The sequence below is a fragment of the Gordonia sp. NB41Y genome (assembly GCF_030718915.1).
Classification (GTDB): domain Bacteria; phylum Actinomycetota; class Actinomycetes; order Mycobacteriales; family Mycobacteriaceae; genus Gordonia; species Gordonia desulfuricans.
The window spans coordinates 1902504-1929489 of sequence record NZ_CP132196.1 but is presented as its reverse complement, the minus strand read 5'-3'; the positions used below and the strand labels follow the sequence as shown (position 1 = coordinate 1929489).

General features: G+C 65.9%; 25 protein-coding genes. 18 read left to right on the top strand and 7 right to left on the bottom strand.

Annotated elements, in window-relative coordinates; genetic code table 11:
- The first annotated feature begins 93 nt into the window (after window positions 1-93).
- The 3 genes from Q9K23_RS08170 to Q9K23_RS08160 are packed head-to-tail and all read left to right on the top strand — an operon-like array spanning window position 94 to window position 4102.
- Entirely contained in the window at window positions 94-1779 is a 1686-nt protein-coding gene (locus Q9K23_RS08170) for a cellulose synthase catalytic subunit (RefSeq protein ID WP_020791677.1), read from the top strand.
- On the top strand, window positions 1776-1961 hold the full coding sequence (locus tag Q9K23_RS08165) for a hypothetical protein (protein WP_020791672.1): 186 nt from the start codon (window positions 1776-1778) through the stop codon (window positions 1959-1961). Before Q9K23_RS08170 ends, Q9K23_RS08165 begins: the two co-directional genes overlap by 4 nt.
- A gap of 35 nt (window positions 1962-1996) precedes the next feature.
- Window positions 1997-4102, top strand: a complete 2106-nt coding sequence (locus Q9K23_RS08160) for an acyltransferase family protein (RefSeq protein WP_053776673.1) — start codon at window positions 1997-1999, stop codon at window positions 4100-4102.
- 605 nt (window positions 4103-4707) lie between these two features.
- Here Q9K23_RS08160 and Q9K23_RS08155 read toward each other — a convergent pair.
- From Q9K23_RS08155 to Q9K23_RS08145, 3 genes are all read right to left on the bottom strand, one after another.
- Window positions 4708-6096, bottom strand: coding sequence for an IS1380 family transposase (locus Q9K23_RS08155; protein ID WP_305950440.1), 1389 nt, complete (start codon window positions 6094-6096; stop codon window positions 4708-4710).
- A 449-nt stretch (window positions 6097-6545) separates the two neighbouring features.
- Entirely contained in the window at window positions 6546-7064 is a 519-nt protein-coding gene (locus tag Q9K23_RS08150; RefSeq protein WP_020792758.1) for an excalibur calcium-binding domain-containing protein, read from the bottom strand.
- A 103-nt stretch (window positions 7065-7167) separates the two neighbouring features.
- Window positions 7168-7911, bottom strand: coding sequence for a type 1 glutamine amidotransferase (locus tag Q9K23_RS08145; protein ID WP_020792757.1), 744 nt, complete (start codon window positions 7909-7911; stop codon window positions 7168-7170).
- Between the two features lie 115 nt (window positions 7912-8026).
- On the opposite strand from Q9K23_RS08145, the gene Q9K23_RS08140 reads away from it, so the two are divergent.
- Entirely contained in the window at window positions 8027-8617 is a 591-nt protein-coding gene (locus Q9K23_RS08140) for a hypothetical protein (protein WP_261978100.1), read from the top strand.
- A 713-nt stretch (window positions 8618-9330) separates the two neighbouring features.
- Here Q9K23_RS08140 and Q9K23_RS08135 read toward each other — a convergent pair.
- Window positions 9331-9519, bottom strand: coding sequence for a hypothetical protein (locus Q9K23_RS08135; protein ID WP_261978102.1), 189 nt, complete (start codon window positions 9517-9519; stop codon window positions 9331-9333).
- Here Q9K23_RS08135 and Q9K23_RS08130 point away from each other — a divergent pair.
- Window positions 9436-10971, top strand: coding sequence for an HNH endonuclease signature motif containing protein (locus Q9K23_RS08130; RefSeq protein WP_305950466.1), 1536 nt, complete (start codon window positions 9436-9438; stop codon window positions 10969-10971). The two genes, Q9K23_RS08135 and Q9K23_RS08130, sit on opposite strands and share 84 nt — an antisense overlap.
- 510 nt (window positions 10972-11481) lie before the next feature.
- On the opposite strand, the gene Q9K23_RS08125 is transcribed toward Q9K23_RS08130, so the two are convergent.
- Window positions 11482-12504 carry a glycosyl hydrolase gene (locus Q9K23_RS08125; protein ID WP_020791372.1) on the bottom strand — a complete coding sequence of 341 codons (1023 nt, stop codon included), beginning with the start codon at window positions 12502-12504 and terminating at the stop codon, window positions 11482-11484.
- Between the two features lie 30 nt (window positions 12505-12534).
- Window positions 12535-13521, bottom strand: coding sequence for a LuxR C-terminal-related transcriptional regulator (locus Q9K23_RS08120; protein ID WP_053777086.1), 987 nt, complete (start codon window positions 13519-13521; stop codon window positions 12535-12537).
- Window positions 13522-13870: 349 nt separating this feature from the next.
- Here Q9K23_RS08120 and urtA point away from each other — a divergent pair, with 349 nt between their 5' ends.
- The 11 genes from urtA to Q9K23_RS08065 all read left to right on the top strand — a co-directional run bounded on the left by urtA (window position 13871) and on the right by Q9K23_RS08065 (window position 23948).
- On the top strand, window positions 13871-15067 hold the full coding sequence (urtA, locus tag Q9K23_RS08115; protein ID WP_053777093.1) for an urea ABC transporter substrate-binding protein: 1197 nt from the start codon (window positions 13871-13873) through the stop codon (window positions 15065-15067).
- 82 nt (window positions 15068-15149) lie between these two features.
- On the top strand, window positions 15150-16034 hold the full coding sequence (urtB, locus tag Q9K23_RS08110) for an urea ABC transporter permease subunit UrtB (protein WP_020791380.1): 885 nt from the start codon (window positions 15150-15152) through the stop codon (window positions 16032-16034).
- Window positions 16031-17164, top strand: a complete 1134-nt coding sequence (urtC, locus tag Q9K23_RS08105; RefSeq protein ID WP_020791378.1) for an urea ABC transporter permease subunit UrtC — start codon at window positions 16031-16033, stop codon at window positions 17162-17164. Before urtB ends, urtC begins: the two co-directional genes overlap by 4 nt.
- The gene (urtD, locus tag Q9K23_RS08100; protein WP_020791376.1) at window positions 17161-17970 is read left to right on the top strand and encodes an urea ABC transporter ATP-binding protein UrtD; all 810 of its coding nucleotides are present in this window, start codon (window positions 17161-17163) and stop codon (window positions 17968-17970) included. The genes urtC and urtD overlap by 4 nt, the downstream gene beginning before the upstream one ends.
- 3 nt (window positions 17971-17973) lie before the next feature.
- Complete coding sequence (urtE, locus tag Q9K23_RS08095; protein WP_020791373.1) at window positions 17974-18666, top strand: urea ABC transporter ATP-binding subunit UrtE; 693 nt, start codon at window positions 17974-17976, stop codon at window positions 18664-18666.
- Window positions 18667-18681: 15 nt separating this feature from the next.
- Window positions 18682-19443, top strand: a complete 762-nt coding sequence (gene ureB, locus Q9K23_RS08090) for an urease subunit beta (protein WP_020791374.1) — start codon at window positions 18682-18684, stop codon at window positions 19441-19443.
- Complete coding sequence (ureC, locus tag Q9K23_RS08085; RefSeq protein WP_053777085.1) at window positions 19421-21136, top strand: urease subunit alpha; 1716 nt, start codon at window positions 19421-19423, stop codon at window positions 21134-21136. The genes ureB and ureC overlap by 23 nt, the downstream gene beginning before the upstream one ends.
- 8 nt (window positions 21137-21144) lie before the next feature.
- Window positions 21145-21780, top strand: coding sequence for an urease accessory protein UreG (gene ureG, locus Q9K23_RS08080; protein ID WP_053777084.1), 636 nt, complete (start codon window positions 21145-21147; stop codon window positions 21778-21780).
- Entirely contained in the window at window positions 21777-22610 is an 834-nt protein-coding gene (locus Q9K23_RS08075; protein WP_053777083.1) for an urease accessory protein UreD, read from the top strand. The genes ureG and Q9K23_RS08075 overlap by 4 nt, the downstream gene beginning before the upstream one ends.
- Window positions 22611-22612: 2 nt before the next feature.
- Window positions 22613-23239: an urease accessory protein UreE gene (locus tag Q9K23_RS08070; protein ID WP_261977863.1), complete on the top strand. Its 627-nt coding sequence runs from the start codon at window positions 22613-22615 to the stop codon at window positions 23237-23239.
- Window positions 23223-23948, top strand: coding sequence for an urease accessory UreF family protein (locus Q9K23_RS08065; protein WP_082365853.1), 726 nt, complete (start codon window positions 23223-23225; stop codon window positions 23946-23948). Before Q9K23_RS08070 ends, Q9K23_RS08065 begins: the two co-directional genes overlap by 17 nt.
- 45 nt (window positions 23949-23993) lie before the next feature.
- Here Q9K23_RS08065 and Q9K23_RS08060 read toward each other — a convergent pair whose 3' ends face one another.
- Window positions 23994-24575 carry a TetR/AcrR family transcriptional regulator gene (locus Q9K23_RS08060; RefSeq protein WP_053777081.1) on the bottom strand — a complete coding sequence of 194 codons (582 nt, stop codon included), beginning with the start codon at window positions 24573-24575 and terminating at the stop codon, window positions 23994-23996.
- A 368-nt stretch (window positions 24576-24943) separates the two neighbouring features.
- On the opposite strand from Q9K23_RS08060, the gene Q9K23_RS08055 reads away from it, so the two are divergent.
- Both Q9K23_RS08055 and Q9K23_RS08050 read left to right on the top strand, forming a co-directional pair.
- Window positions 24944-26029 (top strand): porin PorA family protein, encoded by a 1086-nt coding sequence (locus Q9K23_RS08055; RefSeq protein WP_082365851.1) that lies wholly within the window; start codon window positions 24944-24946, stop codon window positions 26027-26029.
- Between the two features lie 544 nt (window positions 26030-26573).
- Entirely contained in the window at window positions 26574-26954 is a 381-nt protein-coding gene (locus Q9K23_RS08050; RefSeq protein WP_020790462.1) for a hypothetical protein, read from the top strand.
- Window positions 26955-26986: the final 32 nt, after the last annotated feature.

Genomic DNA, 26986 nt, shown 5'->3' with positions numbered 1-26986 from the left:
TGTCGGGCTTTCCGCAGCACATGCACGTGACGACGTTAGCGGGCGCCGACGCCACATTTGCAATGACCTTGTTCGTACCCGATTCTGTTTCGCGTGGGCATCACGATGTGGGAACGACCCGACGCCGGGACGCCCGCGCCTGCCGACCCACAGGGCGGCGAATCGGGGCAGAAGAATCCGGGTCCGGCCATTCCCGAATCCGGTGTTGTCGACGCCGGTGTTGTCGACGCCGGTGCACCCCCGGTCTCGGCGCCCGCCGACGACGAGGTCTACGAATATCTCGGCGCCCAGCAACGCTGGATTCACGGTGTCCTCCTGCTGGCCTTCGCACTGGTCGCCTGGTCCCTTGTCGAATTCGCCACTGCGCGACCGGTGTTGCTACCGGTGCTGGCGGTCCTCGCGATCAACGTGATCGGCACGGTGCTGTCGTTGGCCACCGGAATCAGTCGCCGGCGCGTCACCTGGCGTTCACATCAAGAACTCGCCGCCGGCTGGTCGCCCCCATCGGCGCGATTCGGGTCCGTCGACGTCTTCTTGCCGACTTGTGGGGAAAGTCTCGAAATCCTGCAGAACACCTACCGCAACGTATCGGCGATGGCCTGGCCCGGCGAGCTGGCGATCCACGTTCTCGACGATGCCGACCGGCCGGAGGTCGCCGATCTCGCGGAAGATTTCGGATTCCGCTACATTGTCCGACCCGATCGCGGACATCTCCGCAAGGCCGGAAATCTGCGGCACGCGTTCTCGGTGTCCGACGGTGAATTCGTGGTGATCTTCGACGCCGATTTCTGCCCGCGACATGATTTCCTCGCCCACCTCATGCCCTATCTCGACGACCCGCAGGTCGCGATCGTGCAGAGCCCGCAGACCTTCGCGACCACCGAGCGGATGGGGTGGGTCGAGCGCACCGCCGGGGCCACCCAGGAGTTCTTCTACCGGTGGGTGCAGCCGTCCCGGGACAAGCTCGGTGCCGCCAACTGCGTGGGCACCTCGGCGGTGTACCGGCGGTCGGCGCTGCAGCGGATCGGCGGGTTCACCCCGATCGAACACTCCGAGGATCTGCACACCGGACGGCACCTGCAGCAGTTGGGCTACACGATTCGCTATGTGCCGGTGGTGCTCTCGCGCGGCCTGTGCCCCGACGACCTCGCCGGCTTCCTCAACCAGCAGTACCGCTGGTGTATGGGATCGCTCTCGCGGGTGCGCAACACCCATGTGCGCGAGCCGGTCCGTCGGATGACGCTGCGGCAGGCGCTCTCCCACTGGGCCGGGGTGTTCCACTACCTGACCACCGCGGTCAACGTCTTCATGGTGTTCCTGCCGGGCATCATCATGGTGGCCTTCTTTCCCGAGGACATCCGGCCGTGGCAGCTGGTGCCGTTCCTGTTCGGCCTGTGGGTCTACGTCGTCGTCTTCCCGCTGGTGTCCCGCACTCGCTGGCGGTTCGAGGTGCTGCGCATCCAGATGGCCTACAGCTTCGCCCACGCCGTCGCCATCTGGCACAAGCTGATCGGGCGCGAGATCGGCTGGGTGCCCACCGGTGCGGTGGGGCGCAGCAACTCCCTGGCCCGCTCGATCAGTGCGTTGGGGGTGTTCTCCCTCGGGGTGTCGCTGGTGGTGTTCTGGGTGTTGCTGGTCCGCGACGTCGGCGACTACGGCCTCGCCTCCTTCTGGCTGATGGCGTCCTTCGTCGCCACCTACACCTATCTCGCCGGTCCGTTGCTGGTGGAGTTCGTCCGGGTGCTCACCGCGCGCACACGTCGTCGGGTCGAGCCGTGAACCACGACGACACGAGCGGTGACGGACTGCCCCGCCCCGAACGCACCGACCGTCGGCCGGTGGGCCGCAACACCAATCGGGTGACCGCGATCGAGGTGATCGGGTACACGCTGGTCATCGTGTTCCTCGCCGCGCTGGCGCTCGGCGCCTTCGACATCGTGCTGCCGTGGACGGCACCGTGACCGCAGCCCACGGATCGGGTGCCGGATCGGGCCCCGTGGCGACTGCCGAGGCGAGGGTCGTGCCGGCGGCCACCGAGCCGAGCAAGAGGTTCTTCACCGACATCGCCGGCCTGCGCGGGGTGGCGGTGCTGCTCGTCGTCCTCTTCCATGCCCGAATCCCCGGTCTCGGCGGCGGTTTCGTCGGGGTGGACGTCTTCTTCGTGATCTCCGGGTTCCTGATCACCGGCCTGTTGATCCGGGAGTACGAGAAGACCGGGACGTTGTCGTTCAAGGGTTTCTATGCCCGACGGTGCCGGCGGATCATCCCGGCCGCCGCGCTGGTCATCGTGGTGTCGCTCATCGGTGCGGTCCTCACCATGCCGCTGTTGCGTGTCTTCAAGCAGTCGTTGGATCTGCTTGCCGCGGCGGCGAATCTGGCCAACTGGCATTTTCTCGCGCAGAACGCCGACTACCTGGCCGGTTCCATCGACGGGAGCCTGGCCACACATTTCTGGTCCCTGGCCATCGAGGAACAGCTGTACTTCGTCTGGCCGCTCACCGTGTTCGCCGCGGCTGCGCTCGTGTCCAGAACCGTGCTGCGCAAGGTCATCGGTGTGCGGGTGTCGATCGGTGTGGTGGTCGGCGCGCTCACCGTCGGATCGCTGATCTGGGCCATCCACCTCACCCCGGTCGACCCGGCGACGGCGTACATGGCCACTTACACGCGGGTGTGGCAGTTCGGGTTCGGTGCGTTGCTCGCCGTGATCGAGCCGCTGCTGCTGATGGTGTGCCTGCGGGTCCCGGTGGTGGCCCGCGTGGTCGGTGGTGTGCTGGGATGGGCGGGTCTCGCCGGAGTTGTCGCGGCCGCGGTGCTGATCGACGCACACACCCCGTATCCGGGGACCGCAGCGCTGCTCCCGACCGCCGCCGCGGTGGCGATCATCGCGTCCGGCCAGCTGAATCCGGTGGGGGAGAAGCCGGGTCCGTCGTCGTTCTGGTTCGCCGGCGGACTGCTGTCGATCGCGCCGATGCGTTTCCTCGGCCGCGTGTCGTATGCGTGGTACCTGTGGCATTGGCCCGCGCTGGTGTTGTTCGAGACGGTGGCAGGCACCACATCGTGGCCTGCGCTGCTCGCGGTCAGCGCCGTGTCGCTGGCCATCGCGACGGCATCCACGCTCTGGTTCGAGGAACCGATCATCGGCAACCGCACGTTGCGTGCCAACCGGTCGGCGTCGATCTCGGTGGGGCTCACCGGCCTCGTCGTCGGGCTCGCGGTCACCATGACGGTCGGGGTGGTGACGGTCAAGATCGCCTCCCGCGACACCGTCGCCAACGCCGCCCTGAACTATCAGTCGGTGTTCGGTCGGGAGAGTGCCGAGACGTCGGGGCCGGTGGTGCCGAATCCGTTCCAGGCCTACGACGACCGGCCAGAGCCCAACGAATGTCTGCTCCCGGTGGGCGAACTCCACCCGGTGCGTGAGTGCACGTTCGGCCCGGTCGACGGAATCCCGGTGGTGTTGTTCGGTGATTCGCACGCCGAGCAGTGGTCGGAGGCCATCCGGACCATCGGCGACGCCCACGGCTGGCGAATCCATCAGTTCACCAAGGCGGCGTGCCCGGCGCAGAACCTGCGGCCCGTCCCCGGCCGTGGCGACCCGTTCAACAAAGAGGACTGCCTGCAGTGGCGGGCCGACTCGTTGCGCGCGATCACCGCACTCGACCCGAAGATCGTCATCGTCTCGTCGCTGTCGACGTATGCGCCGGAATACGAGACCGCCGAGTCCGCCTGGAACGACACCCTCGCAACACTGCGGGCAACAGGCGCCGACCTGGTCTACATCGCCGACACCCCGTACCCCGGCTTCCAGGTCGCCGATTGCATGTCCGGGGCGCTCGACGACTGGAGCCGTTGCGATTTCGAGCTCGACAACGTCCCGCGCCACGAGCCGATCCTCACCGAGCAGGCCCGCGGCCGCGACAGCGACATCCTCACCGTCGACGTCAACGACCTGCTGTGCGACGGCAATCGGTGCGTGCCCGCCCGCAACAAGATCCTGTTCTACCGGGACGATTCACATCTGACCGCCACCGCCGCCCGGGTTCTCGAACCCGCCCTGACCAAAGAACTCGACGCACAGCGCTTCGACTACAACGCACGATAGCCCGCATCCTCGCCTGATGGTCGATCAGTCACTGGCCGTTGCTGCTTGGTTCTCAACCGGGTGCTTTGCTCGATTAGCAAGTGTGGGTTGTTGGTTGAGCCGTTGAGGAGCGTAGCGACGAGGCGTGTCGAAACCTCGGTTGGCCGGGCTCGTCAGCGCGACCACCTCAGGGGTGGGCTTGGCTCGATCAGCCACTGAGCGTTGCTGCTTGGTCGTCAACCGGGTGCTTTGCTCGATCAGCAAGTGTGGGTTGCTGGTTGAGCCGACGAGGAGCGTAGCGACGAGGCGTGTCGAAACCTCAGACGGCCGAGCTCGCCAGCGCGACCACCTCAGGGGTGGTCACCACCCGGCAGAAGTTGCGGAGATTTCGACACGGGTCCTCGCGATGCTCGGTCCCGGCTCAATCACCAACGGGTCATTGATGGTTGAGCCTGAATCCACCGATCGGGTTTCAACGGTCGGATGAATGATGTTGGAGCCCTTGACCCCGATACCAACCCGATAAAGACACGTGTGTGTACCGCCGATCTCCAACGTCGGCCTGTTTCACCAGGTTTCAGATCAGGGCCACACACGGCCGAATGGTCAGGTCAAACACCAGGATTTCAATGAACAGTACTGGCATACAACCGATTCCACTCCACTTCCCAGGGCCACCCAGCCGGTAGATGTAACGACAAACGACGTGCCGACGACGAAATCCGCGCCGGTACCCCGATCAACGCACGCCGGATCGTGGTCGTGGTCGCACGCATCAATGATCCACCGGCCACGGTGGCCGCTGCCCGGGTGAGGTTGAACGCCATCACCGCACACGCCAACCACGCGGCGTTGGCAGAGAACTTCCCCGAGGGCATGTGGGCCATCGCCGAGGCCTTCAGATCGGCATGGACCTGCTCGATGATCGCGTGATGACGGTGCACACGATCAGCGACGACTTTGTCGGTGGTCATGTCGGTGGTGAAGAACGCATGGTGACGATACACATCGAACAACGAGTCACCATCAGGATTGAGGGCCAGGACCCGCCGCACGATCAACCGACCCGGAATCGGGGCCCGGGTACGCCCAGGTTTGACCGGTGTGGACGGTTTACCGACGAACCCGTCGAAGGGAACCTCGGCCACCTCGGCGGTACGCACCAGCTGCCCGTCTGTACCAACCTGGGTGGGGTTGGCCAGGGTGATCGTGGTCCACGCCGAGTCATCGATCGTGGAGATCGCGGTGGTCACGTTGCTGTACAACCGCACCGTCAACGACACCTGTGCCCCAGCCCGGTGGGCTGCGGCGACCAGGTCGTGGGAGTAGAACGCGGAATCACCCCGAACCAACACCGGCACCTCTCGTCCGGCCGGCCACGCCCGACGCAGGGTGTTCAACGATCGGGTCAACAGGTCGGCGGCTCCGCGCACCGAGTTACACGACCCGCCCCGCAGGCGGTGACCGAGGATGATCGGGGCCCGATCGGCCGTGGTGGCCGTCACCATGAGGGCGTTGATCCCACGGACCCCGCTGTAGCCGTATTTCGCGCCTTGTTTCTGGTGGCCGTAACACTGGTTGATGGTGTCGTCGAGATCGACCAGTACCCGTTCACCTGCAGGGTTGAGGAGGTGGGTGTGTTCGATCAGGCCGGCCAACAGGCGGGTGGCGATCGCCTCGTACTGGGCGACCGTGCCGCGGGTGGAAGCCCGCAGAAACGTGCCCAGCGTCGACGGGGCGTGGGTGTGGCCGTAGATCGTGCCCATCCCGCCGTGGCCGATGATCGACAATCCGTCGATGGTGTCGGCGCCCATCACCATGCCCATCACGATTGCTGAGAGTTTCCGGCCGGCGTTGGCCCCGGTATCGGTGGGGATGGTCAACCACTGATCGCCGAGTTCTTGCAGGCCACACGTTTGGGCCAGACGCATCACCGGTACCACCCCGGCCGGCCCGATCAGGTTGCGGTCATCGAATGATGCTGACTTTACCGGCAAGGTGTGGCAGGATCGCATCTGCGAGATGCCCTTTCTTTGTGTGTGGGTCGAACCTTCGATAAGTCTGATTCTCACACTCGGACAGGGCATTTCGTGTTTCCCACGCCGTTTCGGGCCCAGGTTTTCCATCTGGATCGGTGGATTCAGGTTGAGCCGTTGAGGAGCGGAGCGACGAGGCGTGTCGAAACCTCAGTCGGCCGGGCTCGTCAGCGCGACCACCTCAGGGGTGGTCACCACCCGGCAGAAGTTGCGGAGATTTCGACACGGGTCCTCGCGATGCTTGGTCCCGGCTCAATCACCAACGGGCCATTGCTGGTTGAGCCGTTGAGGAGCGTAGCGACGAGGCGTGTCGAAACCTCAGACAGCCGAAGTCGAAACGCATCCACCGGTGGCCGCACCCCACGACCGTCGGCGCGCCCACTCAGGTGAGCACCCCACGCACGTGAGCACCCCACCCACGTGAGCACTCACTCACATGCGACGCCGTCTCCGTCACGATCGAGGCTCGAGCTGTATCCGGGCTGGCCGCGATACAGCGGCGCGGCTCCGGCGGCGCGCGCTTGGGCGCAACTGGAGTAGGACACACTTCCGCCACCGCCGGCGGCGGGCTTGTCGGTGGTTTCGTCTTGGGTCCCGGTCTGGGGGATCAGGCCGCGCGGGACGGTGGTGTCCTCGGCCGGGGTGTTGGGGACCCCGGTGGTTGCGGTCGACGTTGACGTCGGCGTCGCTGTGGTGGTCGGGGCACTCGTCGACGGGGTCGCCGTTTCGGTGACGGTCCTGAAACTGGTGACCGTGGTGGTCGCCGGCGCGGCGGTGTCAGAGGTGTTCCCGATCAACGAGCCGACCCCGCAGCCACCGCACATGAGCAGGATCGCGACGACGATGGCACCGATGATGAGCAGTGGCTTCTTCGTCGTCGTGGATGGCGTCGGCGACTGGTCACCGTCTCCCGTAGGGGGTGTCGGCGGCCAGTGCTGGGTTGTCATCGATCGGAACCTTTCGCGAGGGCAACGTGCATTGAATCACCCTGCACACCGTCACCGATATCCTCCGAGGGAACCAATTTCGACGATCAGACTCGACGGTGGCCTAGGTCTCCGGCTGAGTGGAACCTGTATCTGCACGCGTCCTGACCACTCCCGCAAAACGTTCGGCGATCACGGCAGCCGTCTGCCGGATAACCGGATCGGCGGCCTCGAACGCGGCCATCGTGGACTCGAGTCGGGGCGCTGCAGTGGGGTTCGCGCTGATCGCGTCGTCGATCCAGCCCCGGAATCCCGGGACCGACACCTCCGGATGGAACTGCACGCCCCACATGACGTCGCCGACGCGGAACACCTGGTTCTGGTAGTCGTCCGAGCCGGCCAGACGAGTCGCGCCGTCCGGGAGCCGGCTGATCATGTCGCGGTGGTCCTCGGCGACGAGGAGCTCCGTGCCCAGTCCCTGCAGCAGCGGATCGTCGTCGGTACCGACGGTCCGGATCGTGACCGCGCCGACCTCGGAGCTGCCCGCGCCGACCAGTACCTCGCCGCCGAGTGCCTGTGAGATCAGCTGGGCGCCCAGGCAGATGCCGAGTGACGGGGTCGCACGGTCCGCGGCGTCGCGGATGAGGGCGAAGATGTCGAGCAGCCATGGGTACTCGTCGGCGTCGTGCGCGCTCATCCGGCCACCGAGCACGATCACGCCGGCATAGTCGGCGATCGTCGGCACCGCATCACCCGCGTGCGGTCGCACGATGTGGGCGGTGACGCCGTGTTCGGTGAGCCAGGCGTCGAAGCGATCGAGGGTGGCGATCGGATCGGGCTCGATCACGAGCACGGTGCGGGTGGTCAACGGGTTCTCCTCTGGCTCGGGCCGATGTGTGGCAACGCTACCGGGCAACGGTCGGCTCCGCGTGTCGGAGACGACGAGTAGGCTCCATCACACTCGGTGGACCGGAGGAACGGTGATGAGAAGACATCTCGCGGTCCTCGTACTCGCCACGGCCGCACTGGTCGTCGCAGGGTGCGAGGCTGATTCGGGTGAGTCGGTGTCGACGTCCGCCGTCGGCCCCCACTCCACGGTCACGGTCGGCTCCACACCGACATCGACGTCGACGGTCACGGTGTACGCGACGCCGGCCACGACCGAACTGCCGGTGGAGACGACCCCGCCGCTACCAATCGTCACCGAAGGGTCACTGTGCGCATCACGTGGTTCGATCGCAGTGTTCGCCGACGGCGCGACCGCGTACTGTGCGCGACTGCAGTACACCGATGCCCTTGCCTGGTCACGCGATCCAGACCTGGCGCCGAATCCCACACCTCCAGTGCAGACGCCGGTGGGTCCGTCGATCGGCGACACATGTATCGGAGCCGATATCGGCCGTACAGCAACCGATTCCAACGGTACTGCGATTGTGTGCGACAACTACGTGTGGGTTCCGAACGTCGGCCAGACGCCCCGTCATCCGTGGGCTGACAACCAGACCGCATGGACCGAGTGCATCAAGACCCACACCACCGATGAGTGTCGGGAGATGCTCAACGGTGGCGGCTGACCACATCGAGTGCACAGTCAGTGGAATCGGGAGCCCAGTCGACGACGCTGCGTGAGTTGCTGATCTTGGTGTCGATCACGCACTGGGCGTTGGTGATCGAGCCGGGGCCCTTGTCGGTGATTGAGCCGGGACCGAGCGTAGCGAGGACCCGTGTCGAAATCTCCGCAGCGTGGGCTGGGAGGTGATCACCCCCGAGGTGGTTGCGTTCCGACGTCGGCCGTCTGAGGTTTCGACACGTCTCGTCGCTTCGCTCCTCATCGGCTCAACCACCAACGGCTACTTGCTGATTGAGCCGGAACCGCGTTTGGTGATTGAGCCGGGACCGAGCGCAGCGAGGACCCGAGTCGAAATCTCCGCAGCACACGCTGGGTGGCGACCACCTCCGAGGTGGTCACGTCGACGAGCCCGGCCGTCTGAGGTTTCGACACGTCTCGTCGCTACGCTCCTCATCGGCTCAACCACCAACTGGGCGTAGCTGATTGAGCAACACGTCCGTTGCTGATTAAGCCGGGACCGAGCGCAGCGAGGACCCGTGTCGAAATCTCCGCAACATACTCCGAAAACCCATCACCCCAAACCTATTGCACACACCATCGAACACCTGTATGATAAAAGAATCTTCACGCGACAGGGGGTGAGCGTCGATGACCGACACAAACGATCCTCAATCGCGTGTGTCACAAGCAGTCGCTCTGATCACACAAGGGTTGGACCTACTCGCCGCCGCCGACCTCACCACCAGCGATGCCGACACCCTGATCACCGTCGCGAAAACGACCGAAAAATCGTTGAACCGGTTGACCTTCCAAAGTGACCGAGTGATCACCGAAATCAACCACCGAGACATCCACCGCGACCGTGGCTACCGCACCATCTTCGCATTCATGGACACCGAACTCCACGCCTCCAACTGCAAAGCCCGTTTGGAACGGATGGACCGCGTCCAACCCGAACGCTCCCTGACCGGCGAACCCACCCAGGCCGAATATCCTGAACTCGCGAAAGTGTTCGCCTCCGGCGATGCCGGCACCACCCACATCGACATCGCCCTGTCCTGGCTCAAGAAAATCCCCCTCGCCGCCGCCTACGACGAGAAGATCGCCGCCGAACGCACCCTCGCCGGACACGCCACCGAATTCGGGGCATCCGCACTCGGCACCTGCGGCTCCCGCATCATCGCCCACATCGACCCCGACGGCGAGTTGATCGAGAAGAAAGACCGGGACCGTCGACGCGGAATCACCCTCGGCAAACAAGGCGCCGACGGCATGTCCAAAGTGACCGGCTACGTCGACCCCATCCTGCGGGCCCGCCTCGAAACACTCTTCGCTGCTTGGGGCAAACATGGCGTCAACAACCCCGACACACCGAACGGCCTGAACGGGGACAGTCGCACCGCCGAGATCGTCGACCCCAACGGTTTGGACGCGGCCTCGGTCAAAGACATGCGTACCCAACCCCAACGCAACCATGATGCGGTCAACGCCCTGCTGACCGCCGTGCTCGCCGACGGGATGCTCGGCACAACCAACATGGGTGTCCCGATCCAACTGATCGTCAAAACCGATGTCAACGACCTGATCCGCGAAGCCGGGTATGCCGTCACCGCGACCGGAACCCTCATCCCCATGCCAGACCTGATCGACCTCGCCGCCGACGCCCAAATGTATTTGTCGGTGTTCAAAAGCCACACCGCGATCCCCCTCTATTTCGGGCAAGCGAAACGGGTAGCTACGAAACATCAACGGTTGATGTTGTTTTCCGCCCCCGACGGGCATCACTGTTCGGCACCCGGATGTGACCGGGCCGCGGCACACGTCGAAATCCATCACGCGGTCAACGACTTCGCCGACGGCGGCCGCACCGACATCATCGAGTTGGCACCGGCGTGTCCCACCCATCATCGGATGGTCGGTGATCTCCCCGGCCAGTACACCACCGGGAAAGTCGAGTCGGGTCCGGATGAGGGCCGCACCTGGTGGCAACGGAATGCGAAACCCGGCCAACCGGACAACGAGAAACAGGTCAACCGGTTACCGGATGTCGGGCAACAGTATGTGGCACACCTGGCACAAGTCCGCGCCGAAATCCACGGCACCGACACCACCACCACCACCAGCAGTACCGAGGCCGGTCAGTCCGCCACGGTGACTCTCGACAGCACCACCGACGACGGGTTCGTCATGATCGACGACGATGCCCTGGTGATCAAGGTGTTCGACCCACCCATCGACATCACCCCGAACCCCGACCTAGAGGACACCGGGATGAGACTCCCGATCCGGGAAGTCATCACCCCCGTCGGGCCGATCGAGACCCGACTGGTCGAGATCCTGGAAGGGATGGGGCTCTGAGCTGTCTGGGGTTGTGGTGGTTACATTCCGAGTGCGGCTGTCTGAGGTTTCGACACGACTTGTCGCTTCGCTCCTCGTCGGCTCAACCACCAACCGCTGCTTGCTGATTCAGATCTTGCGTTCGCTGTGGTTACGTTCCGAGTTCGGCCGTCTGAGGTTTCGACACGTCTCGTCGCTTCGCTCCTCGTCGGCTCAACCATCAACTGGGCGTGGGTGATTGAGACGGGGACCCCGTGGGTGATTGAGCAGGACCCGTGTCGAAATCTCCGCAGCGTGCGCCGGGTGGTGACCACCTCGACTTCAGTGGTGGTCGCGTTGGCGAGTTCGGCTGTCTGAGGTTTCGACTCGTCTCGTCGCTACGCTCCTCGTCGGCTCAACCACCGTGCAGTACTGGGTGATTGAGCAAGACTGTGTCGAAACATCTGTCGCCGAAGCTGGGTGGTGCTCACCTCCAGTTGTGACCAGATGTACAGCAGGGCAATAGTATTGGATCAAAGGGATGATGGCAGTTCACCGCAGGGCGGCGACACCTGCTCGGAATGCTTCGAGGCTCGCCGACGACGAGTTGAACCGCCAGTCGCGCTCCTTGTCGGTCTGGAACCAGACGAAACCCTCGACACGAGGCTGGGAGTGGACGATGCCGAAGAAGTCGCGGATCCATGCGGCCTTCTGATCGGGGGTCGGGCCGTCGGCGGAGGCGACCTCGGTGATCAGGATGGGATGCTCGCGGTCGAGGCTGCGCAATGCTTCCAGACTCGGTGTGAACAGGTCGCCGGCCGCCTGCCAGTGATGGCCGGGTGCCTCCCCCCAGTTGTAGCCGTCCAAGCCGAGTACATCGACCTGGTCGGCGCCGGGAAATGCGTCGGCAAACGGGTTGGTGCCGAGGGTGATCGCATTCGGCGCCCAGACGAACCGCACCTGAGCGGCGCCCTGTGCGGTGATCACCGACCGCACCCGGCCGAACGCGGCACGATAGTCGGCGGCGGTGGTGCCGTTGACCCCGACAGCCCACGGATACCAGGTCCCGTTCATCTCCTGGGCGAAGCGCAGCAACACCGGCTTTCCCCACTCGGCGAGGCCCCGACCCCAGCGGGTCAGCTCGGTGTCGAATGCGCCCGCTGCGATCCTCGACAACGCGAACTCCGGCTGCACCAGACCACTGTCGGGTCGCCACGGCTCCAAGGTCAGCAGTGGGGTGGCGCCGGCCGCGGCGATGGCATCGAGATCGGCGGTGGGTACGGCGTCGCCGATCGCACAGAACCGGTGCAGGTAGGCGGGCGCAGAACCGGCGAGGGCAGTGAGCTGGGTGATCGGTGACCGCCCGGAATCCGACGGCACCACCGACGGGATGAAGGCACCCCACCGTTGTCCCGCGGGCGGGGGAGTGCTCGGCGCAGCCGGTTGCTCCGCCGTCGACCCGCAGGCTGTCGACACGCAGGCCGTCGCCGTGAGTGCGAGCGCACCGAGACCGGTCAAGCGCAGGACATCACGCCGCGACCGGCCGACGAATCCGTCGGCAGCGGGTCGGGGCATCACGCCTGCAATCGTAGGGGGTGGCAGCCCTCAACCGTCGCCGAGGAGGTGTCCCGCGATCAGTCCGTGCTGGCTGGCCAGTGCGGCGAGCGCCACCCGATTGTCGACACCGGTCTTGCCGAGGATGTGTTCGATGTGATGCCCGACGGTCTTCGCGCTGATCGTCAGCGTTTCGGCGATCCTCTGGGTGGTCAGGCCCCGGGCGACAAACGTGGTGACCTCGAGCTCGCGGGTGGTGAGCCCGAACGGCAGCGGTTCGGGCGTCACCATCACCAGCCCGGTGGGCAGCGCGGCGTTGTGCCGCGGGGTGGCCGGGATCAACCGCACCAGATACCAGGTGCCCGCGTCGTCGCACCACCGGAAACGCCGGTCCACGCCGACGACGTTCTTGATCACCGCCAGCAGCGTCGGATCGATCAGATCGAGCGGCAGGTGATCGTCGCGGAGCGCACGGCAGCGACCGTCGGAGTCGACCAGCCAGGCGGGCTGACCAGGGGCCAGGAAGTCGGCGACCAGCGTCGGCCGTGTCGTCACGTCGAGCAGCGAGGCCACCCCGAACCGCAGCCGATTGATCTCGTCGACGTCACTGTCGCGGGGATAACGCCGATCATCGGAGTTCACATGCAAGGTGCCCGCATAGACGCCGGCCGCGGTCACCAGACGCACCGACAACCCCTCGTCGAAGCCGGCCGGGGTGAACACATTGGTCACCGAATGCGATCGCCGATAGTCCGGGAAGTCGCGCCACCGCAAAGCCCCCGACGACACCCGCTCCATCTGCTTGAACAACGGGTCGTTGTCGACAAACCAGCTGTTGAAGTGGGCCATCACCGCATTCGGATAGTGGTGATTGGCGAGGGTGATGTGCCGCCCGGCCAGTGGATCCCACAGGCAGATCGCGCTCGCCGACGATCTGACCCGCTCACCCAGCGCCATCAGCAACTCGTCGGCACGGGTGTTCAGATCGGCCGAACTGCGCATGACCTCGTGGTATGCGCCGATGCCCAGGGTCTGCATGGTGCTCCCGTCCTCGGTCCGTCGGAAAGTGGACACTCAGTGTGGCGTACACGCATTTCGCCCGTGTTTCGCGATGCCCCAACCTGCGACGACCCGAGGCGTGAAACCTCGATGTAACACGACGGCCGGTGAAGATGGGGAGTTCACCCGATGCCTGTGCCACTGCCGAATTCATACATTCGATGCAGTTCGTACAGCGTCGTACGCCTCACACCCTCACCGTCCCCGGATCGCCGGTGGACGTTCCTGAGTCAGGAGAACCCCGATGTATCCGCCTCTTCCACGTGGCGCCGGACCCCGACGGCGGACGTTGTTCGCCGTGACGATCCTCGCGGTGATCACCGGCCTGATGCTCTCGGGCTGCGGCCGCAAGGCCACCGACAGCGAGAGCAGCCTCGGACGCGTGAACTGTCTCGACACAAGCGGTTCGGAGATCGCGATCGGATCGATCAACTCACTCACCGGTGGGCTGGCGGCCAGCGAGACCGTGATCCACGACGCGATCACGATGGCCGTCTCCGAGATCAACGCCGACGGAGGGGTGCTCGGCAAGCAGTTGCGCCAGATCTCCGAAGACGGCGCATCCGATCCGACGATCTTCGCGCAGAAAGCCCAGAAGCTGGTCAGCAGCGACTGTGTCGCAGCGGTTTTCGGCGGCTACACTTCGGCCAGCCGCAAGGCGATGCTGCCGGTCTTCGAGAACACCGGAGCGCTCCTGTACTACGGCCAGCAGTACGAGGGCCTCGAGAGCTCGCCCAACATCTACTACACCGGTGCGACCACCAACCAGCAGATCATCCCGGCGCTGGACTACCTGCGCGAGCAGGGTGTGCGCTCGTTGTACCTGGTCGGCAGCGACTACGTCTTCCCGCGTACCTCCAATGCGATCGTCCGGAAATATGCAGAGGCACATGGGATCGAGATCAAGGGGGAGGACTATGCCCCGCTCGGCACCACCGATTTCGCGACCATCCTCAACAAGATCCGGGGTTCGGGTGCCGACGCGGTGTTCAACGTGGTCGTCGGTGATTCGCTGGTCTCGTTCTTCCGTGAGTACAACAACGTCGGACTGACCGCCGAGAGCATGCCGGTGATGTCGATGTGTGTCGGCGAGGAAGAGGTCAAGAGCATCGGCGCCGCGTCCATCGTCGGGCAGCTGTCGTCCTGGAACTACTACCAATCCCTCGACACCCCGATCAACAACACCTTCGTGGCGGACTTCAAGAAGCGGTTCGGTGCGTCGCGGGTCACCTCCGACCCCATGGAGTCGGCCTACACCGCAGTGCATCTGTGGAAGGCGATGGTGGAGAAGGCCGGTGCCTTCACCCCCGACGCGGTGACCGCGAACGCCGACGGCGTCAGCTACGACGCCCCCGAAGGGCTCGTCACCGTCGACGGCGACAACCACCACGTCACCAAGACCGCACGCATCGGACGCGTCGCCGGCTCCGGCCTCATCGAGCAGGTGTGGCAGTCGCCCGCCCCGATCGAACCCGACCCGTTCCTGGGCACCTACACCTGGGCCACCGGAATCGGAGACCAGTGATGCGACACCATCGCCCTTCTCGAACTCACACCTGCCGAACCCACTGTCTCGCCGGGCTTCTCACGTCACCAAGGACCACGCCATGGATACTCTGATCGGACAACTGTTCATCGGTCTCAGCCTCGGGTCCATCCTGTTGCTCGCCGCGCTGGGCCTGTCCCTGACCTTCGGTCAGATGGGCGTCATCAACATGGCCCACGGCGAGATCATGATGGCCGGCGCCTACACCGCCTACGTGATCTCCAGCGGGATGTCGTCGACGGGGCTGTCGCTGTTCGTCTCCCTGCTCGCGGGTGCCGCGGTGGGCGCGCTGATCGGTGGCCTGCTGGAGATCCTGCTGATCCGCCGGATGTACGACCGCCCGCTCGACACCCTGCTGGTGACCTTCGGTGTGGGACTGGTGATGCAGCAGCTGGCCCGCCAGATCTTCGGGGCACCCGCGGTGAGCACCCCGCCACCGTCGTGGCTGATCGGTGAGATCTCGGTGCTCGGCGCCGCGATCCCCAAGGCCCGACTGTTCATCCTGGCACTCGCGATCGTCGCCGTCATCGCGGTCATCGCCGCCATGCAGACCACCCCGCTGGGGCGTCGTATCCGTGCGGTGATCGACAACCGGCAGCTGGCGCAGACCTCCGGCATCTCCTCGCGCCGAACAGATCTGAGTACCTTCATGATCGGATCGGGACTCGCCGGACTCGCCGGTGTGGCCCTCACCCTGATCGGACCCACCAGTTCGACGATGGGCCAGAGCTATATCGTCGACGCCTTCCTGGTGGTGGTGATCGGTGGACTCGGCCAGATCAAGGGTGCGGTCGTGGCCGCCTTCGCGCTGGGTCTGCTCAACTCGTTCATCGAGTTCGGCACCACCGCATCGACGGCCAAGGTCCTCGTCTTCCTCGTCGTCATCGCCTTCCTGCAGGCACGTCCGCAGGGCCTGTTCACCGTCAAGACCAGGAGCCTCGCATGAGAAACCTTGGCACACAACCCGTACGGACACTGGCCGGCTTCGGCCTCGGTGCGCTCCTGCTGTTCGTCGTCGCCCCGCTCGCCCTCTCCGACTACAACCTCGGTCTGCTCGCCAAGTTCCTGTGCTTCGGCCTGGTCGCCATCGGTATCGGGCTGGCCTGGGGCAGAGGCGGAATGCTCACCCTGGGACAGGGCGTGTTCTTCGGTCTCGGCGCCTACATGATGGCGATGCACCTCAAACTCGCCGACGCCTCACTTGCCGGTAGCGACGTCCCCGACTTCCTGCGCTTCGCCGGGGCCGCCTCCGTGCCCTGGTTCTGGACACCGTTCGAATCGGGCCTGTTCACCATCCTGGCGATCATCGTGATCCCCACCGCGGTGGCCGGACTGCTGGGCCTGATGATGTTCCGACGCCGGGTGAAGGGCGCCTACTTCGCCATCATCAGCCAGGCGCTCGCCGCCGCGTTCGCGGTCTACCTCGTGGGCGAACAGTCGCTGGGCGGCAGCAACGGGATCAACCGGTTCAACTCGTTCTTCGGATACGACCTGGCCGATCCGGTGAACCGCCGGATGCTGTTCTTCATCATCGCCGCCCTCGTCCTGCTGGCCCTCGCCGCGGTCCGCCAGCTGATGCGCAGCCGTTGGGGCGAGCTCCTGGTGGCCATCCGCGACCAGGAGGAGCGGGTCCGGTTCCTGGGCTACGATCCCGCGAACGCCAAGGTGGTCGCGTTCATGGTGTCGGCGCTGTTCGCCTCGGTGGCCGGGGCGATGTTCGTCCCCATCGTCGGGATCATCTCGCCGACCGATGTGGGCGTGGTCCCGTCGATCGCGTTCCTGATCGGCGTCGCCATCGGCGGACGCACCACGCTGGTCGGGCCGCTGCTCGGCGCCGTGGGCGTCGCCTGGGCACAGTCGTACCTGTCGGACTCGTTCCCCCAGGCGTGGACCTACCTGCAGGGCCTGCTGTTCATCGCGGTGATCGGCTTCTTCCCGGCCGGTATCGCCGGGATCGCCGCCCTGATCCGACGCCGCACCGGCGGTGGCCAGAACGACAAGGGCACCACCGATATCGAGTCGGTACGCGGTTCTGCCACCACCGATTCCAGCACTCTCGAGGAGCCGGCCCGATGACCACAGCACACACCCACGAACCCAACTCGGTCCCGCGGCCGGGCGGTAACGCCGGCATGGAATCGCAGTATCTCGAGATCCGAGACCTGGTGGTCGACTTCGGCGGCTTCCGCGCCATCGACGGCGTCGACCTCACCCTCTTCCAGGGTGACCTCCGATTCCTGATCGGCCCCAACGGGGCGGGCAAGACCACCCTGATCGACGCCATCACCGGGCTGGTGCCCGCCACCGGCGACATCACCAAGTCCGGGACGCAACTGCTCGGACTCAAACCGCACCAGATCAACCGTGCCGGGGTGGGCCGCACCTTCCAGACACCGAGTGTCTTCGACAACCTCACGGTGACACAGAATCTCGACATCGCCGGGGGAGCGGGCCGCAGTTTCTGGAATCGCCTGCGAGCACGGCACGGCATTCCCGAGATCGTCGAGCAGGCACTGGAGACCACCGGCCTCACCCACCATCGGGACCGTCCCGCAGGGATTCTCGCGCACGGTCAGAAGAAATGGCTGGAGATCGGGATGCTGCTGGTGCAGGACGCCAAGGTGCTGCTCCTCGACGAGCCGGTCGCCGGGATGAACCACGAGGAGCGGGTCGAGACCGGCGAACTGCTGCGCCGGCTCGGCGGTGAACGCACCGTGGTGGTGGTCGAGCACGACATGGAGTTCATGCGCAACTACGCCACCTCGGTCACCGTCATGGCCGCCGGAAAGGTGCTCTCGGAGGGGTCGGTCGCCGAGGTCCAGAACGATCCCCGCGTGCAAGAGGTCTACCTCGGCACCTCGAATGTCGGGACAGAGGACTGAAACATGTTGAATCTCAAAGCTGTCAGCGCCGGCTACGGCCGCACCGTGATCGTGACCGACGTCGATCTCACCGTTCGCGAGAACTCGGTGACGGCGGTGATGGGGCACAACGGTGCCGGTAAGACCACCCTGCTCAAGGCCTGCCTGGGACTGGTGAAGACCCATTCCGGGCGCATCGAGTTCGACGGTGAGGACATCACCACGATGCGACCGCACCTGCGGATCCGCCGGGGTATCGCCTATGTCCCGCAGGGACAGGTGTCGTTCGGCGGGCTCACCACGGCCGAGAACCTGACCGTCGTGGCCGAGAGTCACCGCCGCCCCAAGTCGGCCATCGACGAGGTCGTCGACCTGTTCCCGGCACTGACCCAGATCATGTCGCGCCGTGCGGGACTGCTCTCCGGCGGGCAGCGCCAGCAACTGGCCATCGCGCGGGCATTGCTCACCGACCCCCGACTGCTGATCCTGGACGAACCCACCGAGGGCATCCAGCCCAATGTGGTCGCCGAGATCGAGGCGGCCATCGGTCAACTCACCTCGGGCAACCGACTCGCCGCGCTGCTCGTCGAGCAGCACGTGGGTTTCGCGTTGAGTTCGGCCGAGCGCTATTACGTCATGCAGTCGGGCTCGGTGGTCTCGTCCGGAACCGGCGGAACCGCGGCCTCCGCCGCCGTCCGCGACGCCATGGCCATCTGACCCGAGGAGTATCACGTGCATCTGACCCCCAAGGACGAAGACCGCCTGCTGCTGTTCCTGGCCGCAGAACTCGCGCGACGCCGGCGCAATCGTGGTCTGGCCCTGACCTATCCGGAGGCGCGGGCACTGATCGCCGACGAGGTCGCCGAGGCCGCCCGCAGCGGTGCGTCGGTGGCCGAGGCCGCAGCACTGGGCGCCTCGCTGCTCACCGACGACGACGTGCTGCCCGGCGTACCCGACCTCATCGGCTCGGTACAGGTCGAGGGATTCTTCGACGACGGACAGAAACTCGTCACCGTGCACGACCCGATCCGCCCGGGTACGGGCACCGTCGTCGCCGATCGCGCCGGGGATCGGCACACCCCCGGCGAGATCCTGTTCGACGACGAGGACATCGTGATCAACGCGGGGCGTACGACCTGCTCGGTCACCGTCACCAACACCGGTGACCGGCCGGTGCAGGTGGGCTCGCACTTCCACTTCTTCGAGGCCAACCGCGCGTTGCGCTTCGACCGTCGTGCCGCCTTCGGGATGCGGCTGGACATCCCGTCGGGCACGGCGATCCGATTCGAACCGGGCGCCGACCACGACGTCGAACTGGTCACATTCGGCGGTACCCGGACCATCACCGGACTCAACGACATGACCAACGCCGGCACCGTCGGCGCCCCCGGGCCCGAGGTGATGGAACGGCTGCACGCGAACGGCTTTCTCGACCGCACCGGGGCGAGCGACGACACGTTAGGAGAAGCCGATGGCACAGCGCCTGACGCGTAAGCACTACGCCGAACTCTTCGGTCCCACCACCGGCGACCGGATTCGCCTGGCCGACACCGAGTTGCTGGCCCGCATCGACGCCGACGCCACCGTCTACGGGGACGAGTCGGTGTTCGGCGGCGGCAAGACGATGCGGGAGGGGATGGCCGTCGACAACGCCGTCACCAATGCCGACGGCGCCCTCGACTTCGTCATCACCAACGTGGTGATCATCGACGCGGTCCTCGGAATCCGCAAGGCCGACATCGGGATCAAGGACGGCCGGATCGCCGGGGTGGGCAAGGCCGGCAACCCGGCCACCCAGGACGGCGTCGACCCCGAACTGGTCATCGGTGCCGGTACCGACATCCGTTCCGGCGAGGGCATGATCGCCACCGCCGGGGCGATCGACGTGCACGTGCACTTCGACAGCGCCGGACTGGTCGAGGAGGCGATCTCCAGCGGGATCACCACGATGATCGGAGGAGGTCTCGGCCCGGTCACCGTCGGCATCACCAGTTCCGGACCCACCAACCTGGCCCGGATGCTGCATGCGGCAGAAGCCTTCCCGATGAACTTCGGCTTCCTGGCCAACGGCAGTGCGGCATCCACCGCACCGCTGATCGAGCAGGGTCTGGCCGGTGCGATCGGCTACAAGATCCACGAGGACTGGGGTGCCACCCCGGCAGCGATCCGGGCCTCCCTCGACGCCGGTGACGAACTCGACCTGCAGGTGCAGATCCACAGCGACACCCTCAACGAGGCCGGGTTCTACGAGGACACGATGCGTGCCATCGCCGGCCGGGCGATCCACACCTACCACGCCGAGGGCGCCGGTGGCGGTCACGCCCCCGACATCATGCAGGTGGTGGGCGAGCCCAATTGTCTTCCGTCGTCGACCAATCCGACCAACCCGTACACGCTCAACACCTTCGACGAGCACCTCGACATGGTGATGGTGTGCCACCATCTCAACCCGCGGATTCCCGAGGACGTGGCCTTCGCCGAGTCGCGCATCCGCCGCGAGACCATCGCCGCCGAGGACGTCCTGCACGATCTGGGTGCCATCTCGGCGATGGGATCGGATTCCCAGGGAATGGGCCGGATCGGTGAGACCATCGCCCGCACATGGCAGTTGGCCTCACACATGCGGGCCACGCGCGGTGCGCTGCCCGACGATGTGGGCACCGGCGCCGACAACCAGCGCATCCTGCGCTACATCGCCAAGCTGACCATCAATCCGGCCATCATGTTCGGTATCGATCACGAGGTGGGTTCGCTGGAACCCGGCAAGCTGGCCGACATCGTGCTCTGGGAGCCCAAGTTCTTCGGGATCCGCCCCGAGGTGGTGTTCAAGGGCGGCTTCCCGGCGTGGTCGGTGATGGGGGAGTCCAATGCCTCGCTGATGACGTGTGAACCGTTGAAGTACCGGCCGCAGTGGGCTGCCTACGGCCGCACCCCGGCCGACGTGTCGGTGACCTTCGCCGCCCGCGCCGCGGTGGAGGGCGGCCTCGGCGAGCGGCTGGGACTGGCCACGCCGCTGATCGGCTGCACCGGGGCACGCCGGCTGTCCAAGGCGGACTTCCTCCACAACGCGCACCTGCCGGAGATCACGATCGATCCCGACACCTATCGGGTGATCGTCGACGGCCAACTGTGCACCAGTACCCCGATGACCAGTGTCCCGCTCGGCCGCCGCTACACCCTGAAGTAGGAGAGATCATGACTGCAGACCCCATTCGCATCGGTATCGGCGGCCCGGTCGGCTCCGGCAAGACCCGTCTGGTCGAGTCGCTGGTCCCGTTGATGCGCGACCGCGGTATCGACATCGCCGTCATCACCAACGATCTCGTCACCGACGAGGACGCACAACGTGTTCGGCGCAGCGGACTGATCGACCCCGAACGCGTGATCGCGGTGGAGACCGGCGCATGTCCGCACACCGCGATCCGAGAGGACCCGTCGGTGAACCTGGCTGCAGTCGACCGGCTCGCCGCCCGCTACCCGGGTCTCGACGTGGTGCTCATCGAGTCCGGCGGTGACAACCTGGCCGCCACCTTCAGCAGTGACCTGGTGGACTTCTGGGTGTTCGTGATCGACACCGCGGCCGGTGACGACATCCCGCGCAAGCAGGGGATCGGACTGCTGCAGGCAGATCTGCTGGTGGTCAACAAGATCGACCTCGCCCCGATGGTCGGGGCCGATCTCGACCTGATGCGTTCGGACTGTGCGGTGGCCCGCCCCGTCAAACCCACCCTGTTCACCGACCTCCGAAACCAGGTGGGGGTGGATGCCGTTGTGGATCAGATCATCTCGGGCGCCATGATCCCGGCCGGCACCGACGCGGTCACGGTGTGACCCGCCAGGGGACCCTGGAGGTGGACGTCGTCGCCGACCGGCGCGGCCGGACCCGCGTCACCCACCTGCTGCAGTCCTACCCGCAGCGGGTCACCGCCCCGCTGTACGCCGATGCCGATCCGCGCTCGGCCTACCTGTGCGTGCAGAGTCCGTCCGGCGGGATCTTCGCCGACGACACGTTGCGCACCGAGGTCACCGTCGGCTCCGGCGGTCATCTGCTGATGACGTCGCAGTCGGCCACCCAGGTGTTCGACGGCGATGTCGGCTCCGGCGCCACTCATGCCCAGCGGTTCACCGTGCGTGACGGCGGAATCCTGGAATATGTTCCGCGCGAGATCATCCCGCATGCCGATGCTCGATTCGCCCAGGACACCGAGGTCGCGGTGGACGGTACGGGGGTGTTCGTCGGCTGGGAGATGATCGCGTCGGGCCGGATCGGCCACGGCGAGCGGTATCGGTATCGCACGGTCAGCACACGCACCACGGTGCGCGTGGACGGGGTTATCGCCACCTGCGACGCGATCCGGGTCGGCGCGGCCGAACGCCGTCCGCCGGAGCGGCTGATCGGTGCGAACTATCTCGCCACCGGGCTGATCGTCGCCCCGCGCCACGACGTCACCGCTCTGCACGACGAGATCCACGAGCGGCTCCTGCGGTGTTCGCTGGTGAGCGGGGTCAGCGTGCTGCCGGAGTCGATCGGCGTCATCGTGCGGGTGCTGGCCGACACCGCCCCACCGCTGCGTCGCCTGCTCGCCGATCTCGTCGCCACCCACCGCCGGGTCCTACTGGACATGAATCCGCCGCCGAAACGCCTGCTCCGAGAGGAATGACCATGACCGACCTGTTCTCCGCCGACACCGTGATCGACGTCGAGGGGCTCCTCGGGCACATCGACGACCGGCAGTTCGCCGGCCGCAGTGTCGTCCACGTCGACATCGGGTGGGGTGATGCCCGCAAACACCGGCAGCTCGTCCGCAGCGATGCCGGACACTCGGTGCGTATCCGGCTGCCGCGCGGTTCCTTCCTCGCCGACGGTGCCGTGCTGTTCGACGACGGGCGCCTCGTGGTGGTGGTCCGGCGCACCGCCGAGCCGGCGGTCGTCGTCGACTTCGCCGACAACGGGGGAAGCGACGGCGCCCGCCGGATGCTGCTGCTCGGCTACCTTCTCGGCAATCAGCACGCCCCGCTCGATGTCACCGCAGACCGCGTCGCCACACCCCTGATGACCAGTGTGGGTGCCGCCGAGGAGATCGTGGCGTCCCTGGAGATCACCGGACGGGTCGAACCCGCCGCGCTCGCCCGCCACGGCTGGTCCAACACGTCGGCCGATCACCACAGCCACTCCCACGATCACGCCCACTCCCATGACCACTCCCATGACGACTCGCACGCCCATGACCATTCCCACTCCCATGACGGCGCCCACCCCCAGCCGCATCACGATGACCACGCGCACTGAATCCCTGTCCGCACAGGCGTTGTGGATGACCCTGCACGACAGCGCCTTTCCGGCCGGCCGGATGGTGCACAGCAGTGGCATGGAGAGTTGGCTGCGCGCCCATCCCGACGCCGGTCCGCAAGCGATCATCGCCATGACACTCGACTACGTCCTGGCATCGCTGGCACCGCTCGACGCCGTCGTCGGGGCACACGCCTGGGCCGCCGACGACACCGCACGACTGATCGAACTCGACCGGCTGCTGTCGGCGTACAAGACCTCGGCGAATGCCCGTACCGCCTCGGTGGATCCCGGTCGCAGGCTGGCCGACACCGCACGCCGCATCGGATTGACCAGTGGTGCAAAGAAAACCGGTGCACAGGAGATCGGTGTGGATCAGTACATCGATGCCGTCCGCGCCGAGAGCACCCCGGGCAACATCGCGGTGGTCGAGGCAGTACTGCAGGCGGCGATGGGGATCGATCAGCCCACCGCCGTGCTGGGGACGCTGCGGTCCGGGTTGTCGTCGGCGCTGAGCGTGTCGGTCAGGCTGGGCAGACTCGGGGCGATGAGTGCGCAGCGGGCCCTGGTCGAGGCCACGCCGGAGCTGGTGGACTCGGTGGAGGTGGTGCTGGCGACCTCGCTGTCGGGGATGACCGGCAATGCGATCGATCTCGAGGTGTGGGGGATGAGGCACGAGCAGTACGCGCCGCGCCTGTTCGCCACCTGAGGCCTGTCACCTAGGAGCGGCTCACCTGTTCGGCCCTGTTCGGCGCTAGTCGGCCTTGTTCGGCTCGAGGTCGGGCATCAGGCCCGCGACCGCCAGAGCCCGGATCACATCGGCGCGCAGGCGGGAATGGTCGACCGCCGTCGCCACGATCCCGTAGACCATGCGGTGGGCCAGCATGACGTCGCGCACCGTCAGGCCGGGGTCCACCGTGCCCGCCGCCTGCGAGACCTTCAACGCGCCCTCGAGTACGTCACGTAACCGCTTCCAGGTGTTCGTGCCGGTCTTGTTCCGCTGGGACTCGGCGACCATCTCGATGAACGCGACGTTGTTGATGGTGTGCTCGATGATCAGTGACCACATCTGGGGGAACGCGTCGGGTCCGGGGTTCGCGGCGATCCGCTCGTAGTCGTCCCAGTGTTCGTTGAACACCGCATAGGCCAGGTCGAGCTTGGTGGGGAAGTGTCGATACAGCACGGCCTGGCCGACGCCGGCCTCCTTGGCGACGGCGGACAACGGTGCAGCGTAGCCGCGTTCGGCGAACACGATTCGCGCCGCGGCGAGCAGCCGCGCGCGGTTCTCGGCGCCGGCGGCGGGCCCCCTGTTGACTTTTGACGTGTCCTGGGTCACACTTCGATCCTATACCGGACAACATTGTCCGGTAGAAGCCCGCGGTCGTGACCTTCGGCACGGCGCACCACCCCAGGAGGCTCTCGCAATTCTCCACTCACGCTGTCCATCGATCCCCCTCATCTGAACCGGCCCCCGCGGGCATCTGACGTCCCGCGGCCGTGCCGTCACCGACGACACCTCTGTCGCTCGGCTTCTCACGCAGACCTCACGAGTCACACGCGCGTCGACCAGTGTTGTGCGGCAACGGTTGTTGCCATCTCGTGGTCGGGCCCGGCGTTGCGTCACGGCGTCGGTGGTCCTGCGCGTCCTATCACCTTGCGGTACATGCACTCGCATTCACGTGCCCACGAAGGGAACTGTCACACATGCACATTCGACGGTCATCGCTTGTCCTCCTCGTTCTCGGAGTGATCCTCGTCATCGGAGCGGTCCTGCTCAGTACCGTGATCACGCCACTGTTGTCGCGTATGCCCGCCGGCCTGGAGAAGGGGAGTGTCTTCGTCGGCACGATGGCGACGCCGGATGCCACCGGAAAGCTCGCCGAAAGACCCGTCGAAGTGCAACGAACGATGAAAGTCGATGCGGTGCAGGGCAACTCCGCCTTGATCACGTCGTCGTCGGCGGTCTACGCCACGCCTCGTAGCGAGGGTGCGCAGCCGATCGGCGGGTCCGCGCAGAAGTATGCGATCAACCGCAGCGACTTCACCCAGGAGCCGGCCTTCGACAACGTCGCGGTGATCGACCAGCACGGCGGTGCGGTGATCGGTGTCCCGCCGAACCCGTCTCACGACGGTCAGAGCTATTACGACCACTACCTGGGCCGCGCCGTGCCGTTGACGTTCGCCGAGACCGGTGACGTGGAGGGCCGCAGCGTGGTGCGCTACACCTACGACGCCTCCGGCGCCCTCGCGGACGAGAAGACCGCGACCACCATGAAGGCTGCGCTGGGCAAGAAGTTCGGCACGGACGGTTCGGTCATCCCGACCCAGGCGCTCACCCTGATGGGGGTTCCGGCATCGGCACTCGACGGCCTCGGCGCCACCGTCCCGGTCACGATCGTCGCCCACACCGTGGCGACGATGACCGCTGACAAGCAGTTCGGGTCGTTCCTGGTGGTGGACCAGAAGATCTCGATGGGCGCCGCGATCGGTGATCTCGACAAGCTGATCTTCACCATCCCGATGCAGGTCACCGACGTGCACACCTCCGACGCCAGTGTCGCGAGCGCAGCCGCCGAGCTGACCGACAACGCCGCCAAGCTCGCCTGGATTCGTCTGTGGATTCCGCTGATCGTCGGGCTGCTCGGTGCGATCGCGGTCGTGGTCGCCATCATCCGCCGGCGTCCGCCGCAGGTCGGCGCACCGACGTCCGGTGACGACAACGCCCCGGCCTCCGGTGAGCTGTCCCTGCCCACCGGCTCCTCGGCCACCGATGAGGTGTCGGCCCGCTAGGGGCGGCCGAACCCGACGCGGAGACGTCCGTGTCGACGGCGGCCGGGTGCCCAGCACCCGGCCGCCCTTGTCTTGTGGTGCGCCGGCATACGGTGTCGGGGGTGACGGGGTGTTCGACGCGGAGATGACAAACGCCCCGGTCCTTCGGGACGAAGGGCCGGGGCGGTGTCGATCGCGTTCTACTTCACACCGCTGAAGACGTACTGCAGTGCGGCGAAAACGACGTCGTTGGACTGGATTGCGGTCCACAGGAATTCGTCGAACATTTGTTACCCTTCCTAATGGCGATCTCTCGACCTTGACCTTACCCGCCGCGTATGCCCGTTTACAGGCGGTTCGACGAGCACTTTCCGGTGACGCGCGCCGGGGCCGCACAAACTCTTCTGGCAGGGCTGTGACCTGCGGTGATGCGAATCCTGTGTGGGCGGTGAGACTCCGGTCCGGATCCGGTGAGAGGTCCTGTTCCGGATTCCGGATGTGATTTGGATCATATGGATTGCTACTGATCTGGAACCAATTCTGGAAGTCCTCTTATAGTTCGCCCATGATGATGAATCGGGGCATCGTCGCAGGCGTTCTGGGGGCAGGTCTGCTCCTCGGGGCGACAGCGTGTAGCCAGCCCGCCGCAGATGACAGCAGCCTCTCCACCTCCATGCCGACCCTTCAGCTGGCCGCCCAGGGGGATCAGATCCGTTGGTGTGCAATCAATCCGGTGTACAGCGCCACCTACTACGTGATGGTCACCGGTGTTCCCACCGGCAGTGTGTGCGGCCAGGGGTCGGAGATCACGCAGGCCGAGTTCGATGACCTCGACCTCCAGGAGATCTGCACTGTGACCCTGCCCGGCGGCGGGACCGTCGAGGCCTTCGCCAACGAGCGCAAGGCGAGTGCCCGCCTGGCCCAGATCTACTGCGACAACGCCTGACATCCTGTGATCACCACGGCCACAGCCTGATC